We start from the raw sequence: 15847 nt of genomic DNA on the forward strand, positions 1-15847 counted from the left end.
ACTCTGTTGCACGCATGACAGACCTCCAGAAAGGGGACGCCGTACAGTAAGTTTAGGAGCTAGCAACACTTAACGCAGACATAGCCAATTCATTCGCCCAAACGGCCTCGCCGAAGAAGGCGTTCAGGCCAATACAAGGGTCCGCTCATACGAGCGCAATTCATGGCGTGCCATGGCCAGGTTGGCCTTGGTGCGATCCAGTACCAGATAGAGGAATAGCTTCTCGTTGCATTCGAGCGGACGGAGCAGGTGATATTGCCCGGACAGGCTGATCAGAATGTCTTCGATCGAATCGTCCAGTCCTAACGTCTCGATCACCTTGCGCTTGGTCCGGATTACCTCGGCATTGGCGGCCGCGGTCGCCTCCAGCCCCATCAGAACGCCGTCGACGGCGAGCAGCAGGCCGCTTTCGCTATCCACCAGCGCCGCCGCCATGAAGCCGGCAATATCGCGCAAGGGTTCGAGATTCACTTTTGCCATGTAGGTGTTCCTGTCGCAGTGAAGAGGGCGTTCGCCTCGGGAAGGCGAAAACCAGAGGGAGAAGAGGAGGGAGGGGCGAGCGGCCCGGCAACGGTTCCGAGTATGGCGGGCGACGGGCACAGCGGGCATTGATACGTCACGGCTTCGGCATCCAACCGTGTTCACCTCGCATCACGTCTGGCGAAGCGCCCCGCATTCGGGCAAAGCGCTACCTGTGCGGGGGCGATGCAAGCCCCGCACAATCCGCCCGAGGCGGTCGCGATCACTGGAAAGTCGTCAGGGCCGTGGCCCATGTCTGGCGTGCGGATACCAACGGGAACTCCGTCCCATCCGGCTGCCGGGAAGGGATGAGACCGCGCCTTCATGCCCGAAACCTCGGCGTGATATTGGGTACTCGTCCCTGGATGCGCCGGGCTGTCCTTCACGGCCCGAGCGAGCCCCAGCGGGGCGCTCCGGCGCTGTCGCTGCCGAAGTGGCGCAACGATTCCATAGCCCTGAGTGCAGACGCAACGCGTGGTTCCTACCGTTGTGACTGGTTCTCCGGTATCGGATTTATTTGTGACATGGTTCCGTCTCTGCGTAGTCGAAACGGTTTTATCGGCGGGTATCGGTTGAGGGCGGGCGCGAATCGTGCGGTTTGGCGTTAGCTGTCGCCCGGATTGCGCTGCGCTTATCCGGTCTACGGACCCTGTCCAACCGTAGGGGATTCATTCGCCCGCCTGTTCACCCCTTCCATACCGCACCCGCGCCTATCGGTATCGACCATCGATAAAGTTTTTCTTTCAAAAAAGAATATTTAATCTCGTTTGTTGGCTGCCTGGTTGATCGGGAAAAATCTCTATCAAGCCGACGCCAATAGCCATGCGGCTCGCGGCTGGTAGAAGAAAGCACTACTGGTCAATATGGATAGTTTTTATTGCATGGCACTGGCTTCGGTCGGGGGCGAATGCCTTGCTGAATCGACGCGCCCCGCTTCGTTCCTTCAATCCCTCACAGGAGCACCACCATGAGCCACATCAATCAACAAAAGCGCATCCTTCTCATCATGTCGTCGCTCGACGAGATGGGTGCCAGCGGCAAGCAGACCGGCACCTGGTTCCACGAATTGGCTGCGCCGTACTACATCCTGATCGAAGCCGGCTACGAAGTGGTCTTCGCTTCCCCGACCGGTGGCGAAGCACCGATCGACCTGCTGAGCATGAAGTCGCCGTTCACCACCGAATACACCGATCGCTTCCTCGCCGACCCGGTCGCGCTGTTCGCCGCCAAGAACACCCGCAAGCTACGCAACATCGACTACAGCGGCTTCGATGCGGTGTTCTTCCCGGGTGGTTACGGCCTGTTGTGGGACCTGGCATCCGATTCCCATGTGATCAAACTGGTCCGCGACTTCTACGAGTCGAACCGCCCGATCGCCATGGTCTGCCATGCTCCGGCCATCCTGCGCGACGTCAAGAAAAGCGATGGCGAGTACTTGGTGAAAGGTCTTAATGTCACCGGATTCAAGAACGCCGAAGACAGCGAGATCGAACTGCTGCACCACCTGCTGTTCTCGCTCGAGGATGAGCTGAAAGGGCGTGGTGCCCAGTACAGCTACGTGGAAAATTGGCAGCCGCATGTGGTCATCGACGGCGTGCTGATGTCCGGCCAGAGCCCGGCCTCGGCCGTGCCGCTTGCCGAAGCGCTGCGCGAGCGCCTGAAGGGCTGAGGCGCGGCTCCGTTTGTGTCTGATGGTCAGGCGCGGCTGGATGCCACGCCTGACTACTGCCTCTGCGGAGTCTGGTTGGCCGCCACCTCGAACAGCCAATCGCGGAACGCCGTCAATCTCGGCAGGCTGGCGCACTCGGGCCGATAGACCACATAGTAGGCCAGGGTCGACGCGAAGGTAATCTGTGGAAACAGCCGCACCAACCGGCTCGCGGCCAGATCGTCGCGTGCCATGACGCTACGCGCCAGGGCCACGCCGTGTCCGTCGATCGCGGCCTGCAAGACGGCCGCGGAGTTGTTGATCTTCATGCCGCGTGTGGCGGCGACGTCCGTCACGCCGGCCTTCTGCAGCCATGTGCTCCACGTGGGAAAACCGGTGTGGCTGTCCATCGACAGGTCGTGGATCAGGGTTTCTCGGGCCAGGTCATTCGGCTCCTGCAAGCGTCCGGGCTCCAGTAACCGGGGGGAGCACACCGGGTAGACCTCCTCGTCCATCAGCTTGTCCGCGATCAGTCCCGGCCAGCTTCCCGTGCCGTAGCGCACGCCGATATCGACGCGCTGGGCAACGAAATCCACCGGCTTGAGGTTGGTGTCCAGGCGCACGTCCGTGTCGGGCCAGGCGGTATGGAAGCTTTCGATACGGGGCAGCAACCACTTGGCGGCGAAGGCCGGGCTGACGGTCACGGTAAGCACCCCGCTGGTCGAGCCCTCCTTGAGCCGTTCCAGGCCCAGCGCAAGCCTGTCGAAACCCGCCCGGATGTCCGGTAACGCCCGCTCGGCCGCCTCGGTGGCAACGAGCCGAACCCGGCCGCTGGTGCTGCGGTGGAACAGGGGCGTGCCCAGCCATTCCTCCAGGGTGCGCACGAGCTGGCCGACGGCGGCGGGGGTGACGTTGAGTTCGGCCGCCGCCGCGGAAAAGCTCTGGTGGCGGGCGCTGGCCTCGAATGCGCGCAGGGCGTTCAGGTGGACGGGTGATTTCATGGCGATAAAGTTTTTCTTTCAGTTTTGAACACATTATCTCGTTTGTCGGCGGAAGAAAATCGGCAAAGAATCCAGGCCGTTGGGTGCGAGCACTGTTGGAAAGCCCGCTGTTGCTTCGGACAGCTTCCGAAGGCAGGCCGCATGAATAGTTTTTCTTCCAGCGCTGCTGGCGCTGCCCGTTCAACGATTCATCCACTCGCCAGGAGAGTGCAAATGGTCTATCTGCAAATCACCCTCAAGATCGCCGCTGCCAACCGGACTGCCGCCGCCGGGATCTACCAGAAGTACAAGGCGCCGTTCCTCAACACCATCGCGGGTGCGAAGTCGAAGGAGCTGCTGGTGCGTGACGAAGATGTGCAGGTACTGCATGGCTTCGATAGCCAGGAGAACGCGAACGCCTACCTGCAAAGCGAGCTGTTCACCGCCGATGTGGTCGGCGGCCTCGCGCCGCTGCTGGATGCCGCGCCCGACGTGCGCATCTATCAAACCGCTTGATCCCTCGTTGCGACGTCCACGCGGCACTGGCTGATAGCACGTTGTATCGGGGCGTGCCGGTCAAGCCGGCCGCTCCCACGATGTCTGGACCTGTCATGTTCCTCAACGCAGATTTCTCGCGCCGTGCAATCGTCGCGCCTCACCAGTACCGGTGGGTGGCCTCGCCTCAAGAGGGTGTCGAGCGCGTGATGCTGGATCGGCTGGGCGAGGAAAAAGCCCGCGCGACCAGCATCGTGCGCTACGCCCCCGGTTCCAGCTTCCCGCATCACCTGCATCCAGGGGGCGAGGAAGTCCTCGTCCTGTCCGGCACCTTCTCCGAAGAGGACGAGCACTATCCGGCGGGCTGGTACTTGCGCAATCCCCCGGGTTCGAGCCATCGGCCGTCCAGCCGTGAGGGCGCCGTCATCTTCGTCAAGCTTCGGCAAATGAGGATGGGCGAGTGCTGCCGCGTACGCGTCGATAGCCGCGATCCGTCTTCCTGGCAGCGCCAGCGGGATCGCGAGATCTGCCCGCTGTTCTCGGGCGCAGCCGAGCAGGTCTGCCTGCAGCGTCTGGCGCCGGGGGCGCTTCTGTTCGCCGGTCCGGTAGGCGGCGCGGAGTTCCTGGTGCTGACCGGGGAGATGCTGGAGCAGGGCCGATTCTACGAGCGGGGCACTTGGATGCGCCTGCCCGAAGGGAAATACCCGGTAATCGCCGCAGGCCAACAGGGCGCCACCGTTTATCTCAAGACCGGCCATCTGGCCGGCATGGCCGTGGAGGCATAGACATGCAGACAGCTCGCATTGCCATCGTCGGAGCAGGTTTGAGTGGCCTGTACGCCGCCTTTCTGCTGGAGCAGAGAGGTATCAGGGACTACGTGCTGCTCGAAGCGCGCGATGGTCTCGGCGGCCGCATCCTCTCCGTTTCGCCTTCGACGCCTCAGGCCATCGATCGCTTCGACCTGGGGCCATCGTGGTTCTGGCCCGGCTACCAGCACCAGTTGGACCGTCTGGTCCGTGAGCTGGGGCTGGCGCGTTTCGAACAATTCGAAGTCGGCGACATGCTGGTGGAACGCTCGCTCCATGAGCCTCCCAGGCGGATGCACGGGTACGTGAATTCGCCGCCGCCGATGCGCCTGGCGGGCGGGATGGTGGCGCTGATCGATGCCTTGCACTGCCGCCTCGATGCGACGCGGATCGTCGTTGGCCAGACGGTGCGCCGCCTGCGAAGGCTGGATCAACATCTGGAGTTGGACAGCGAGGACGCCACCGGTCGAGCCTCGACCTGGTACGTCGAGCATGTGCTGCTGGCGATACCACCCCGTCTGGCCGAGGAGCGCATCGAATTCTCGCCGGCCTTGCCTCCCGCACTGGCGCGGCAATGGCGGGCGACGTCCACCTGGATGGCGCCCCACGCGAAGTATTTAGCTGTCTACGACACGCCGTTCTGGCGCGAGCAGGGGCTGTCCGGCGTAGCCCGTAGCGTGCGCGGCCCGTTGGGCGAGATCCACGACGCCTCCGTACCGGGCGGCAGCGCGGCGCTGTTCGGCTTCTTCGGCGTGCCGGTGCGCGTGCGCAAGAACCTGTCCGGGGATGAGTTGCGTGCGCTCTGCCGCGGGCAGCTCGCACGGATGTTCGGTCCCTTGGCCGCGATGCCGAAGGCGGAATTCATCAAGGACTGGGCGCTGGACCCGTACACCGCCACCGCCGCCGATATGGATGGTGCCGGCTATCACGCCGAAGCTCCGGTCGCCAGGACTACGTCCGGCTCATGGCGTGGGTGCCTGATGGGTATCGGCAGCGAGTGGTCGCCGCAGTTTCCCGGCTACGTCGCCGGCGCCATCGAAGCGGCGAGCCTGGGTGTCCAGGCATTGCTCGCGTCCGCCGCACGAAAAGAAGCCCTCTCGACAAACCCTGTCCCATTGGAGCCCCAACCATGAAAACCACCTACCGCGCCGTGCAAGTGACCCGTCCCGGCTTCCTTGAGCTGGTGGAGCGCAAGACGCCCGTGCCGGGCAGCGGGGAAGTGCTGATCGAGGTCGAGGCCTGCGGCATCTGCGGCGCGGACGCCGCCGATATCGAACGGGCCGATCCGGCCCTACAACCGCCGCGCGTGCCCGGTCACGAGGTGGTCGGGCGCATCGCCGCGCTCGGCGCCAACACCCCATCGATCTGGAAAGTCGGCCAGCGTGTGGGCATGGGGCGCCTCGGCGGCTACTGCAACGAATGCAGCCAATGTCGCCAGGGCCACTTCCAGCTCTGCCAGAACCAGCCCATCGTCGGCGCCAGCTGCGACGGCGGCTACGCCGAAATGATGCTGGCGCGCGCCACTGGGTTGGTGTCGATTCCCGATGAACTGAGTTCGGAAGAGGCCGCGCCGATCCTCTGCGCCGGTATCGCCACCTTCAACGCCCTGAAGAAATGCGGTGCCCAGGCCGGCGACGTCGTGGTCATTCTGGGCATCGGCGGCCTGGGGCACATGGCTGTGCAGTACGCGCGTCGCATGGGCTTCAAGGTGGTTGCGGTCGGGCGTGGCAGTGACATCGTCGAGGATGCGCTGGCGCTAGGTGCACACCTCTACATCGATACCCATCAGGAGAATGCCGTCGCCAGGCTGCAAGGCATGGGTGGAGCGCAGGCCATCGTGACCACGATCAGCCATGCCGACACCGTATCGTCGCTGATGGGCGGTCTGGCACCCCAGGGGCGGCTGGTGCTGCTCGGCGCCGGCAAGGACCCGCTGCCGGTCTCGGCCGGCCACCTGGTCGTCGGTGAGCGCAGCGTACTCGGCTCGATTACCGGCTCGCCCTACGAGAACGAGAGGACGTTGGACTTCAGCGTGCTGGCCGGCGTGCGCCCGATGATCGAAGTCATGCCGCTGGAGCAGGCGGACGAGGCCTACCGGAGGATGAAGTCCGGCGACGTCAAATTCCGCATGGTGCTCAGCATGGGGAGTGCAAGGGCTCGGCAACCGAATAGCAGGCACGGATAAGAAGCGTCATGCACAAGAAAACCATGCATCGCCAGGTGCTGATCCTGGCCAGCGCGCAGGCGCTGTTCCAGATCGTCTCGGTCATGGTCATGACCGTCGGCGCGCTGGCGGGCAGCCAGATCGCCAAATCCCCTCAATGGGCGACGCTGCCCATCGCCACGATGTTCCTGGGGACGGCTGTCGCGATGTTCCCGGCCTCGATGTGGATGGTCCGTGCCGGCCGCCGCGCCGGCTTCCTGTTGGGCACCCTCCTGGGCGCGGCGGGCGGTCTCGTGGCCGCTTTCGGCATCGCCAGCGCATCGCTCCCCGCGCTCGCGTTCGGGACTTTCCTCATCGGTGCCTACCAGGCGTTCGCCCAGTTCTATCGCTTCGCCGCCAGCGAGGTGGCCGACGAGGCATATCGTTCGCGAGCGATCTCGCTGGTGATGGCTGGCGGCGTGGTCGCGGCCCTGGCCGGCCCCCTGCTGGCCCGCCTGGGCGGGCCCCTCCTGCAGCCGGAGTACCTGGGCTCGTTCCTGATGCTGGTTGTCGTGTCGCTGATCGCTACCGGCGTCCTGCTGGGGCTGCACATTCCCGCGTCGGTGCATGCGCCTGCCGAACAGGATGAGGGACGGCCGTGGCAGCGGATCGTCGCCCAGCCCGCCTATCTGGTCGCGCTTTTCGGCGCCGCCACGGGCTACGGCATCATGATCCTGGCGATGACCGCCACGCCGATCGCCATGGTCCATCACCACCACGCCCTGGGCACCGCCGCCACGGTCATCCAGCTTCACGTGCTCGGCATGTTCCTGCCGTCGTTCTTCACCGGCGCATTGATCGCCCGCTTCGGCGTACTGCGTATCATGCTGACCGGCGTGCTGCTGTTCGTCGGCCACATCCTCATGACCCTGACCGGAACGGGCTTCGGTTCGTTCGCCAGCGCATTGGTCCTGCTCGGTGTGGGCTGGAACTTCATGTACATCGGCGGCACGGCCCTGCTGACCGGTACCTACAGCCCGGCCGAGAAGGCGCGGGCGCAGGCCATCAATGACATGGTGATCTTCGCGGTTGGGCTGGTCTGCTCATTCGGTGCCGGCGGCCTGCTCGAAATGCTGGGCTGGCAGACGATGAACCTGGTGCTCATGCCCTGGCTCGGCCTGGCAGCGGCGTCATTGGTATGGCTGGGTTTAGCGACGGATTCGGAGCCTCACCTGGTGGTGAGGCTTTCGAAGAGGCTAAGCGACAAAATCAACGAATTTGCCGGCAGGCTCGAGGATCGTCAGTAGCTTTGCCAAAGCTGCCTGATTGCGGGCTGCAAATAAGCAACTGGCCGCATGGCCGACCTTCTGAAAATAACCGGCCCTTGGCAGCCCTGCGCTGGGCTTGTTCTATCAGGCTCGTTGGGCGTGGTAAGCGAGATGGTTTCAAGGCTGTACGACCGCCATCACTACAGATCGTGCTTGCCTCCGAGGAACGGAAAGGATTTGAGTCGACAGTAGAATGGCATCGGAAACGAAAAAGCCCCGAAAATCGGGGCTTTTTGCTGGATTCTGGAGCGGGCGAAGGGAACAGCACCCGGTCGCTAACTCGTTTATTACGAACGTCTTTTCCGATCCAGGCGTCACGGAATGGACTCGATTGTGGACTCAAGTCTTCGGCCTGGTCAACGCAGGCCGTTGCGGGTGATCCAAAGCGAGCCAAGCACATCCGCCAACAGCCAGAGCATCGGATTTCATTCCGAAGTCTATCTGTCTACCGGCACACCACGCCACAGGTCGCAACGGACAGGCGAGCTGCCGTCCTCAAAGGACTGGCTCATCATCGACCGGCGCGGCCCCGTCTTTCACCCGCTCGATGAACCGCTTCATGGGCTCCGAGGGTTCGCCCCGGCGGCGCAGCAGGTAGGTAGAGAGCATCGGCGGGGTGCCGGCCAGGGGACGAATGGAGATGTCCGGGCGCTGTAGCGTCTGCACTTGCGAAGCGATGGCGAAGCCGATGCCGTAGCCGGCGCCGACCAGGGTCAACATCACGCCGAGGCTGGTCACTTCATCGACCAGCTTGAGCGGCGTGCCTGCGTCCTGCAGCAGCGCTTGAATCTGATGGCGGCAGCCCGATCCCGATTCGGGATGGCACAGAACCAGCGGAAACTTCAAGGCTTCGGGCAGCGGCACCTGCACGTGTGCCAGCAAGGGATGGCGTGCGGGCACGATCACCGACAGCGGGTCGGTCCACACCGGCTCGGCGACGAGGCCATCATGTACCGCGTTTGACAAGGCAAAGCCGATGTCCAGCAGATCATCGTGCAGCATCTTGAGCTGCTGCGCGAATGGCAGCTCGAAGACGCGAATCTCCAGCTCGGGCTCCTCCTCACGGCTGCGTGCCAGCAGGGTGGCGATGCGGGGCTGCGCCAGGCTGTCGCAGATGGCGATGCGCAGATGGCCCTGGTAGCCCTGTGCCGCCGCCTTGGCGCTCTTGACTGCCTGCTCCACGGTGGCCATCACGCGCCGGCATTCGCCGAGGAACACCTGGCCGGCCCAGGTCAGCCGCGTCAGGCGTGTGCTGCGGTCGAACAACTGCACGCCAAGCTGGCTTTCCAGGTCGCGCATCGCACGCGACACAGGCGATTGCTCGATGCCCAGACGCTCGGCTGCACGGGCCAGATGCAGTTCTTCCGCAACTGCGATGAAGTAACGCAGCAATCTGAAATCCAAGGCCACCTCCTGTTTGTCTTCTTCTGGTTCGGCCTCTCGGGCGCCAGCATCTCCATCCGCATCCCATCAGCACCTCCTTCGACGGCATCGCGTCAAAGCCTCATGCCCGTTCGGAACAGGCCCGTCGCCGACCCGCGCGCGGAGCAGGCCGGCGCACACCGCCCGGACATTGAATGCTGATGGTCAGTGCCTGCTGCTGCCATGCCAAGGCGGGCAGACCGGCGTCGTGGCGCAGGCGCTCTTCGGGTCACCGTTGGGCACGCCGCGCAGGCGCTCACGCGTGCTGGAGTTCACGATCGGTGCAGCCGACGACGTCACGCCGGCGTCAGGGCGGGCGTGACGTGGGTGGTGACGGACAGGTTCGCCACGTCGGGCTTGATCGGCTTCACTCCATTCAGACTCGGATGCTAATGAGAATTATTATTGATTGTCCGTGGTTTTGTGTGATATGGCAACACCGATGGAATAACCCGGCCTTGCCTGGACACTCGCCGCCTCGTGCCGGCGACTGAAGGCCGGATGGCGCAACTGACTGGAAGCCTCTGTGACCGGCATCGCCACCGGGAAGCACTCATGCGGTTCCCTGCGGCCAGAGGAATGGACTCCACTTTCTGGGGGGAAGTACATGAACTTACGCCATCTTCGCTGTTTCATCGCCGTGGCCGAGGAGTTGCACTTTGGCCGGGCGGCGCGACGGCTGCATGTGGAGCAGTCACCCCTGTCGCGGACGATCCGCCAACTGGAGGCGGACCTGGGCGTGACGCTGCTGGAGCGCACGCCGCGCGGGGTGCGCCTGACCCCGGCCGGGCAGGTGTTCCTGGAGGAGGCCCGGCGCGTGCTGCTGACCCTTGAGCAAGCCCAGACCAAGGCGCGGGCGGTGGCGGCGGGACACCGGGGCACCCTGCGCATCGCCTTGGCCGGCGGCATCGGGCGGACCCGCCTGTCGGCGCTTCTCGCGCTGTGCCGGGAGGAGGCGCCGGAAGTGGGCATCCGGCTGTTCGAGGCGCCGCTGTCGCAGGTGGTGGGCGGGCTGGGCAACGACCTGTACGACGCGGCCTTTGCGATGGCCGGCGAGATGGAGGCCGGGGTGGTCGCCAGGCCGGTGTGGCAAGACCCGCTGGTGGTGGCCATACCCGCGCGGCACCCCTTGCTGGCGCACAAGCGGGTACCGCTGGACGAGGTGGTGGGCTACCCGCTGGTGCTGTGTCACCCGCAGGTTTGTCAGGAGTGCAGCCGGCAATGCGAGCGCCTGCTGCGCCTGGTGGAGACACCGCCGGTCGTGGCCGAGTACGTGACGACCCACTCGTTGATGTTGGCCCTGGTGGCGGCCGGCTATGGCGTGGGATTTTCCACCGCGGCGCACGCGGTGGCATGCCGGCAGGCGGACGTGATCGTCCGGCCGCTGGATGAAGACTCGGCGGCGTTGACGACCTACCTGCTACATCCCGAGGGCGCGATGTCGGAGCCGCTGCGCCACTTCATCGACCGTGCGCAGCGTGTCGGCCACATGCCGTTGGATGCGCAACGGCTCGCATGAGGCTGCCTCAGGCAGGTTGGCCGATTCCATTTTGGTCAAAGCGCCAGACCTGTTTTGCCACAGCGGGATTCCATTGCAGCGGTGCACGGGCGCGCTGCACCCAGGCGTTGCTCGCGGTTGCGGTTGGCATCCTGCGATGAAAATCGCATGCCCATCGTGGCGCGTCACAGCGAAGACGCGCGGCGCAACAGTGCTTGCCGTATGCGCATCGGCTCTGGCATGTTGAGGTGATCGCGCTTTACTGGGCCTTTTTCCCTGCAAAGACTTTGGCCTGGTTATCCGGGTCAAGCATGGTGCCCGCGAATGACGCTGGTGACAGCATGTTTCGCGGCTTGCGAATTGTGAGTGATGGCGCCATGCGCGGCAAGTCGCACATCTCGCAACGAAACCGGCGGCATCGTCGATGCCACGGTCTTCGCCGCTTCGCCACTTGCTCGTTTCGCCCGGAGATTTCTGGACGGCCACGCACGTCGCCAGTACGGCGGGTGCGTGTGCGTGGACTCGGTGCGATGACGAATGGAGGCGCGCGATATGCCGAAGTCGAGCAGCCTGGCCGATGGCGCCAAGACCTACTACCGCCCGATCGAGGCGGCAATCCGCTGGAGCGGATTGCTGCGCTTCGAGCGGCGCATCCTGGCGACCTTGGGAGAGCGGCCTCTGCCGGAGGCAACGGAGTTTCCGCGCTGGCCGATGCTGCGGTTGAACGCCGAAAGAATCTTCGATGCGCTGGCTCACGGCGAGATGCCGTATGGCAAGGAGGGCTTGGTGCGGGACACGCAGGGCCTGGCAATGGACGACCCGTCGCTGACGGTGCGGCACGTCGACCTGAAATCCTGGATGGCGCACTACTACCCCGGCGAGAAACCGGCGTTTCTGTTCGATGAGATCGAGCGTGCACTTCACCCGGCGATCAGCCTGGACACAGTGGGCGCATTGCTGGCCGAGCGGGAAGCGATCAAGGCGCGGCTGGTGGAACACCTGGGCGTGCACGAGACGCTGCGCGCCGAGCACGAGGCGCTGCTGAAAACGCACGCCGCCTGCGCGGTCGACGCGGAGCGTGCGAACACGCTGGGGCCGCGCAGCGAATCGACCTACCTGAACATCGTTGGCGGGTTACTAACGCTACTGCTGGGTAAGTCTCCCAGCGGCATGCCGTATTCCAGCTTCCTGACGCAGGAAGCCATCATCAGCGCGATGGTGGCGCACCACGGCAACGCGATGGGCATCACCGAGCGCACCCTGCAGGCCAAGTTCGCACTGGCTCGGCGCAATCTCCAGAGCACAACTTCCTGAGCGATGCCAGACCGTATCTGCGGTCGCGGAAGCCGCATTTGCGGTGTCTTTCTTCAACGCGGCGTTCTTAATGCGAGTCACGCCAATCAGCGCCACTGAGCGTTAAGGAGTGACCCTCATGTCTTCGCAGACCACCGCCACGGCGGCACCGACCGAGCACCGCATCCTGCGCCGCGCCGAGGTCGAAGCCAAGACCGGCTTCAAGCGCGCGCACATCTACAGCCTGATGAAAGAAGGCAAGTTCCCCAAGGCGCTGCGCCTGGGCGTGCGCGCGGTGGGCTGGGACTCGGTGGAGATCGAACAGTGGATCGCTGATCGCCTCAAAGAACGCGCCTGACGCTTCTTCTCGGTTCATGCCATTCGACGAGGAGAAGCTCATGCAGGTGGTGTCCATCATTTCGACCAAGGGCGGCGTGGGCAAGACCACGACGGCGGCCAACCTGGGCGGCTTCATCGCCGATGCCGGGCTGCGCGTGCTGCTGCTGGATCTGGACGTGCAGCCCACGCTGTCGAGCTACTTCATGCTGGACGTGCGCGCGCCCGCCGGCATCTACGAGATGCTGGCCTTCAACGAGCGGCGCATCGAGCAACTGGTGTCGCGCACCGCGATCGCGGGCCTGGACCTGGTGCTCTCCAACGACGACCGCGGCGAACTGAACACGCTGCTGCTGCATGCTCCGGATGGGCGCCTGCGACTGCGCCATTTGCTGCCCGTCTTCCGCACGCACTATGACCTGCTGTTGATCGACACCCAGGGCGCGCGCAGCGTGCTGCTGGAGATGGCGGTGCTGGCGTCCGACCTGGCGCTGTCGCCGGTGACGCCGGAAATCCTCGCGGCGCGCGAGCTGCGGCGCGGCACGCTGCAACTGATCGAGGACATCGCGCCGTATCGGCACCTGGGCATCGAGCCGCCGCCGCTGCGCCTGCTCATCAACCGTGTGCATCCGGTGTCGTCGAACGCGCGGCTGGTCCAGCAGGCGCTGCGACAGGTGTTCCAGGAACAGGCCGGCGTGCAGGTGCTGGGCACCGACGTGCCGGCCATCGAAGCCTATCCGCGCGCTGCGGCACGAGGATTGCCAGTGCACCGGGTGGAGTACCGGCAGCCGGCTGGGCGCACGGCGCCCGCGGCGCTGGAGACCATGCGCACGCTGGCCGGCGAGCTGTTCCCCGCGTGGCGGGAGTGCTTCGCGCTGGTCACCGGCCGGGCCGATGCGGGAGGGGCCAGCCATGGCGAGCGCACATGAACTGGCGCGCGGCCGTGAACGGCTGCGCGCGCTGATCGAGTTCGCGCTGGGCGAAGGCTGGCGCGTGGTGCGCACGTCCGGCGGGCACCTGAAATTCACGAAGCAAGGCTGCGCGTCGATCTACACCAGTTCGACGGCGAGCGACCACCGTGCCGACCGCAATGCCCGCGCGCAACTTCGCCGCGCCGACCGGCAGGCGCAGGAGAACGGCCGTGGCTGAGCTGACGCCGCAGGACATGGCTGCCAAGCTTCTGGCCACCGGCTTCGAGCGCAGCGGCCCTTCGGCCGCGACCTTGAGCGACCCCATCGCCGACACGCCGATGGTGGTGACGCTGGACCAGTTGCGACCCTACGACCACGACCCGCGCGTGACGCGCAACCCGGCCTATGCGGAGATCAAGGCGTCCATCCGCGAACGCGGGCTGGACGCGCCCCCCGCGATCACGCGCAGGCCGGGCGAGGCGCACTACATCATTCGCAACGGCGGCAACACGCGGCTGGCGATCCTGCGCGAGTTGTGGAGCGAGACCAAGGAGGAACGCTTCTTCCGCATTGCGTGCCTGTTCCGCCCGTGGCCGGCGCGCGGCGAAATCGTGGCGCTGACCGGGCATCTGGCCGAGAACGAGCTGCGCGGCGGGCTGACCTTCATCGAGCGGGCCTTGGGCATCGAGAAGGCGCGCGAGTTCTACGAGCAGGAAAGCGGCCAGGCGCTGTCGCAGAGCGAACTCGCGCGGCGGCTGACTGCCGACGGCTATCCGGTGCCGCAGTCACACATCAGCCGCATGAACGATGCGGTGCGCTATCTGCTGCCGGCGATCCCGACGCTGTTGTACGGCGGATTGGGCCGGCATCAGGTGGACCGGCTCGCGGTGCTGCGCAAGGCGTGCGAGCGCACCTGGGAGCGGCGTGCACTGGGCCGCACCGTGACCGTGGACTTCGCCACCTTGTTTCAGGACGTGCTGACGCAGTTCGACACACAGCCGGACGACTTCTCGCCGCAGCGGGTGCAGGACGAGCTGGTCGGTCAGATGGCCGAGCTGCTGGAGGCGGACTACGACACGCTGGCGCTGGAGATCAACGACAGCGAAAGCCGCCAGCGTGCGCTGACCAGCGAACCGGCGGCGCCGACGCCACCGGCAGCGCCTGTCGTGCCTGCTGGTCCTCTCCCGCCGGTCTCCGCGCCTCAGCAGCCACCCGCCTCGTCTGTGCCGCGCGACACCACGCCGGTCGCGCCTTCGGCGCCAGCAGCGACACCGCCTGCATCGCCCAAAGCGCCGGAGGACCAGCACGGGCAACGCGACGAGCGCCTGCAAGGGCACATCGTGACACCGGCATCGACCACCGAGCGCCTGCAGTCCATCCAGCGGATGGTCGCGGATCAGCTCGGCGACAAGCTACCCGACTTCGAGGCAGATGCGCTGCGTGCGATCCCGGTGCAGGTTGGCGGGCTCTTTCCCATCTCGGATGTCTGGTACATCGAGCCGGGCCTGGACGTGCCGGATCGCCTGCGCGTGCACATCGCGCAATTCGCGCGCGAGATCGCCGGGGACGCAGCGGTAGCCGACCACATCGAGGCCAGCGACGGCGGCATCGGCTTCGTCTGCGTGGCGCCGGCCGTGGGCCAGGCGAAGGCGCTGCCGGCGTTCGCGCGGGCGGTGCTGACCCTGTTGCATGCGCTGAGTGCGGCGCCGCCCGCCGCGAACGGATTGGACCGCGCGCGGCTGGCCGAGGAGCTGGCGGCGCTGCTCCATGGCCATGGCGGCTCGGCCACACGCCTGAGCGATGCTGCGCTGGTGAAGCTGTTCCGTCTGCTGCGCCTGGCGCGCCGGCTGCTGGATCTGCAAGCCGGCGTAGCGAGCCAGGATTCCTGAGCGCAGGAGGCTCCCGTATGTCGGCACCGCACCCGCTCAACCAGGCCGTGATCGCCCAGGCCCTGCATGACCTGCGCAACGGCCAGTTGCGCCGCTGCAAGGCCATGGGCTTCGGCGAGGAGGAGCTGGATGCGCTGAAACACCCCGAGCTCGTGAGCATGCTGGTGAATGCCACGGTGTCGTGGTGTTCGGTGTCGGTGAACCGGGAGGTGTTGAAGCGGCTGCTGAGCCAGGTGCACGACGTGGAGCGGGAGATCGCCACGGTGGACCGCATGCTGCGCCTGGGGGCGAGCACGGAGATGGTCAGCAAGTTCTACGGCCTCACGCATCAGGAAGTGGCGCTGCGCCGCGACATCCTCGGGCTGCCCAAGCGCAAGGGCCGGCATCCGGTGCTCGACGAGGCGCAGGACGTGGCCTTGTGGGAGCGCTGGAAGGCCGGCGTCGCCGAGCGCCATGTCGCCCTGACCGACGACATGGCGATGCTGGCGCTGACCATGGACCTGGCCGAGGCCATGACCCTGCCCATGTCGGTGATCTGGTCGGCGATACGGAACTGGATCGACCAGGGGCTGGTGTAGC

General features: G+C 65.4%; 16 protein-coding genes. 13 read left to right on the forward strand and 3 right to left on the reverse strand.

Going from position 1 to position 15847, the window contains the following annotated elements; translation table 11 throughout:
• Positions 1 to 123 precede the first annotated feature (123 nt).
• On the reverse strand, positions 124 to 480 hold the full coding sequence (locus tag BZL41_RS04185; protein WP_095598135.1) for a hypothetical protein: 357 nt from the start codon (positions 478 to 480) through the stop codon (positions 124 to 126).
• A gap of 1006 nt (positions 481 to 1486) precedes the next feature.
• On the opposite strand from BZL41_RS04185, the gene BZL41_RS04190 reads away from it, so the two are divergent.
• Complete coding sequence (locus BZL41_RS04190; RefSeq protein ID WP_095598136.1) at positions 1487 to 2188, forward strand: type 1 glutamine amidotransferase domain-containing protein; 702 nt, start codon at positions 1487 to 1489, stop codon at positions 2186 to 2188.
• Between the two features lie 53 nt (positions 2189 to 2241).
• Here BZL41_RS04190 and gcvA read toward each other — a convergent pair whose 3' ends face one another.
• Entirely contained in the window at positions 2242 to 3168 is a 927-nt protein-coding gene (gcvA, locus tag BZL41_RS04195) for a transcriptional regulator GcvA (protein WP_095598137.1), read from the reverse strand.
• Positions 3169 to 3381: 213 nt separating this feature from the next.
• Between gcvA and BZL41_RS04200 the strand changes: the two genes are divergently transcribed.
• The 5 genes from BZL41_RS04200 (at position 3382) to BZL41_RS04220 (ending at position 7898) form a co-directional block, all read left to right on the forward strand.
• Complete coding sequence (locus BZL41_RS04200; protein ID WP_095598138.1) at positions 3382 to 3663, forward strand: hypothetical protein; 282 nt, start codon at positions 3382 to 3384, stop codon at positions 3661 to 3663.
• Between the two features lie 95 nt (positions 3664 to 3758).
• Complete coding sequence (locus BZL41_RS04205) at positions 3759 to 4427, forward strand: cupin domain-containing protein (protein WP_095598139.1); 669 nt, start codon at positions 3759 to 3761, stop codon at positions 4425 to 4427.
• Between the two features lie 2 nt (positions 4428 to 4429).
• Positions 4430 to 5581, forward strand: a complete 1152-nt coding sequence (locus tag BZL41_RS04210; protein WP_174706131.1) for an FAD-dependent oxidoreductase — start codon at positions 4430 to 4432, stop codon at positions 5579 to 5581.
• Positions 5578 to 6633, forward strand: coding sequence for an alcohol dehydrogenase (locus tag BZL41_RS04215; RefSeq protein WP_095598140.1), 1056 nt, complete (start codon positions 5578 to 5580; stop codon positions 6631 to 6633). The genes BZL41_RS04210 and BZL41_RS04215 overlap by 4 nt, the downstream gene beginning before the upstream one ends.
• Before the next feature lie 8 nt (positions 6634 to 6641).
• Positions 6642 to 7898 (forward strand): MFS transporter, encoded by a 1257-nt coding sequence (locus BZL41_RS04220; RefSeq protein WP_095598141.1) that lies wholly within the window; start codon positions 6642 to 6644, stop codon positions 7896 to 7898.
• A 516-nt stretch (positions 7899 to 8414) separates the two neighbouring features.
• Here BZL41_RS04220 and BZL41_RS04225 read toward each other — a convergent pair.
• Positions 8415 to 9323, reverse strand: a complete 909-nt coding sequence (locus BZL41_RS04225) for a LysR family transcriptional regulator (protein ID WP_168190941.1) — start codon at positions 9321 to 9323, stop codon at positions 8415 to 8417.
• 625 nt (positions 9324 to 9948) lie between these two features.
• Between BZL41_RS04225 and BZL41_RS04230 the strand changes: the two genes are divergently transcribed.
• The 7 genes from BZL41_RS04230 to BZL41_RS04265 all read left to right on the forward strand — a co-directional run bounded on the left by BZL41_RS04230 (position 9949) and on the right by BZL41_RS04265 (position 15846).
• Positions 9949 to 10860: a LysR family transcriptional regulator gene (locus tag BZL41_RS04230; protein ID WP_168190942.1), complete on the forward strand. Its 912-nt coding sequence runs from the start codon at positions 9949 to 9951 to the stop codon at positions 10858 to 10860.
• Between the two features lie 531 nt (positions 10861 to 11391).
• Positions 11392 to 12153, forward strand: coding sequence for an ATP-binding protein (locus BZL41_RS04240; protein WP_168190943.1), 762 nt, complete (start codon positions 11392 to 11394; stop codon positions 12151 to 12153).
• 118 nt (positions 12154 to 12271) lie between these two features.
• Positions 12272 to 12490, forward strand: coding sequence for an AlpA family transcriptional regulator (locus tag BZL41_RS04245; RefSeq protein ID WP_016446183.1), 219 nt, complete (start codon positions 12272 to 12274; stop codon positions 12488 to 12490).
• Positions 12491 to 12530: 40 nt separating this feature from the next.
• The gene (locus BZL41_RS04250; RefSeq protein WP_095598202.1) at positions 12531 to 13397 is read left to right on the forward strand and encodes a ParA family protein; all 867 of its coding nucleotides are present in this window, start codon (positions 12531 to 12533) and stop codon (positions 13395 to 13397) included.
• Positions 13381 to 13617 (forward strand): hypothetical protein, encoded by a 237-nt coding sequence (locus BZL41_RS04255; protein WP_012584779.1) that lies wholly within the window; start codon positions 13381 to 13383, stop codon positions 13615 to 13617. Before BZL41_RS04250 ends, BZL41_RS04255 begins: the two co-directional genes overlap by 17 nt.
• Positions 13610 to 15268, forward strand: coding sequence for a ParB family protein (locus BZL41_RS04260; RefSeq protein ID WP_095598145.1), 1659 nt, complete (start codon positions 13610 to 13612; stop codon positions 15266 to 15268). Before BZL41_RS04255 ends, BZL41_RS04260 begins: the two co-directional genes overlap by 8 nt.
• A gap of 17 nt (positions 15269 to 15285) precedes the next feature.
• A complete protein-coding gene (locus tag BZL41_RS04265; RefSeq protein ID WP_016446180.1) occupies positions 15286 to 15846 on the forward strand; it encodes a DUF2857 domain-containing protein in 561 nt (186 codons plus the stop codon).
• Position 15847 lies beyond the last annotated feature (1 nt).

Source organism: Pseudomonas sp. PIC25, assembly GCF_002286785.1.
Classification (GTDB): Bacteria; Pseudomonadota; Gammaproteobacteria; order Pseudomonadales; family Pseudomonadaceae; genus Pseudomonas_M.

Bases quoted from the DNA above. Each gene is read 5' to 3' on its own strand.
- BZL41_RS04185 (WP_095598135.1), bottom strand. From the start codon at position 480: ATGGCAAAAGTGAATCTCGAACCCTTGCGCGATATTGCCGGCTTCATG.
- BZL41_RS04190 (WP_095598136.1), top strand. From the start codon at position 1,487: ATGAGCCACATCAATCAACAAAAGCGCATCCTTCTCATCATGTCGTCG.
- gcvA (WP_095598137.1), bottom strand. From the start codon at position 3,168: ATGAAATCACCCGTCCACCTGAACGCCCTGCGCGCATTCGAGGCCAGC.
- BZL41_RS04200 (WP_095598138.1), top strand. From the start codon at position 3,382: ATGGTCTATCTGCAAATCACCCTCAAGATCGCCGCTGCCAACCGGACT.
- BZL41_RS04205 (WP_095598139.1), top strand. From the start codon at position 3,759: ATGTTCCTCAACGCAGATTTCTCGCGCCGTGCAATCGTCGCGCCTCAC.
- BZL41_RS04210 (WP_174706131.1), top strand. From the start codon at position 4,430: ATGCAGACAGCTCGCATTGCCATCGTCGGAGCAGGTTTGAGTGGCCTG.
- BZL41_RS04215 (WP_095598140.1), top strand. From the start codon at position 5,578: ATGAAAACCACCTACCGCGCCGTGCAAGTGACCCGTCCCGGCTTCCTT.
- BZL41_RS04220 (WP_095598141.1), top strand. From the start codon at position 6,642: ATGCACAAGAAAACCATGCATCGCCAGGTGCTGATCCTGGCCAGCGCG.
- BZL41_RS04230 (WP_168190942.1), top strand. From the start codon at position 9,949: ATGAACTTACGCCATCTTCGCTGTTTCATCGCCGTGGCCGAGGAGTTG.
- BZL41_RS04240 (WP_168190943.1), top strand. From the start codon at position 11,392: ATGCCGAAGTCGAGCAGCCTGGCCGATGGCGCCAAGACCTACTACCGC.
- BZL41_RS04245 (WP_016446183.1), top strand. From the start codon at position 12,272: ATGTCTTCGCAGACCACCGCCACGGCGGCACCGACCGAGCACCGCATC.
- BZL41_RS04250 (WP_095598202.1), top strand. From the start codon at position 12,531: ATGCAGGTGGTGTCCATCATTTCGACCAAGGGCGGCGTGGGCAAGACC.
- BZL41_RS04255 (WP_012584779.1), top strand. From the start codon at position 13,381: ATGGCGAGCGCACATGAACTGGCGCGCGGCCGTGAACGGCTGCGCGCG.
- BZL41_RS04265 (WP_016446180.1), top strand. From the start codon at position 15,286: ATGTCGGCACCGCACCCGCTCAACCAGGCCGTGATCGCCCAGGCCCTG.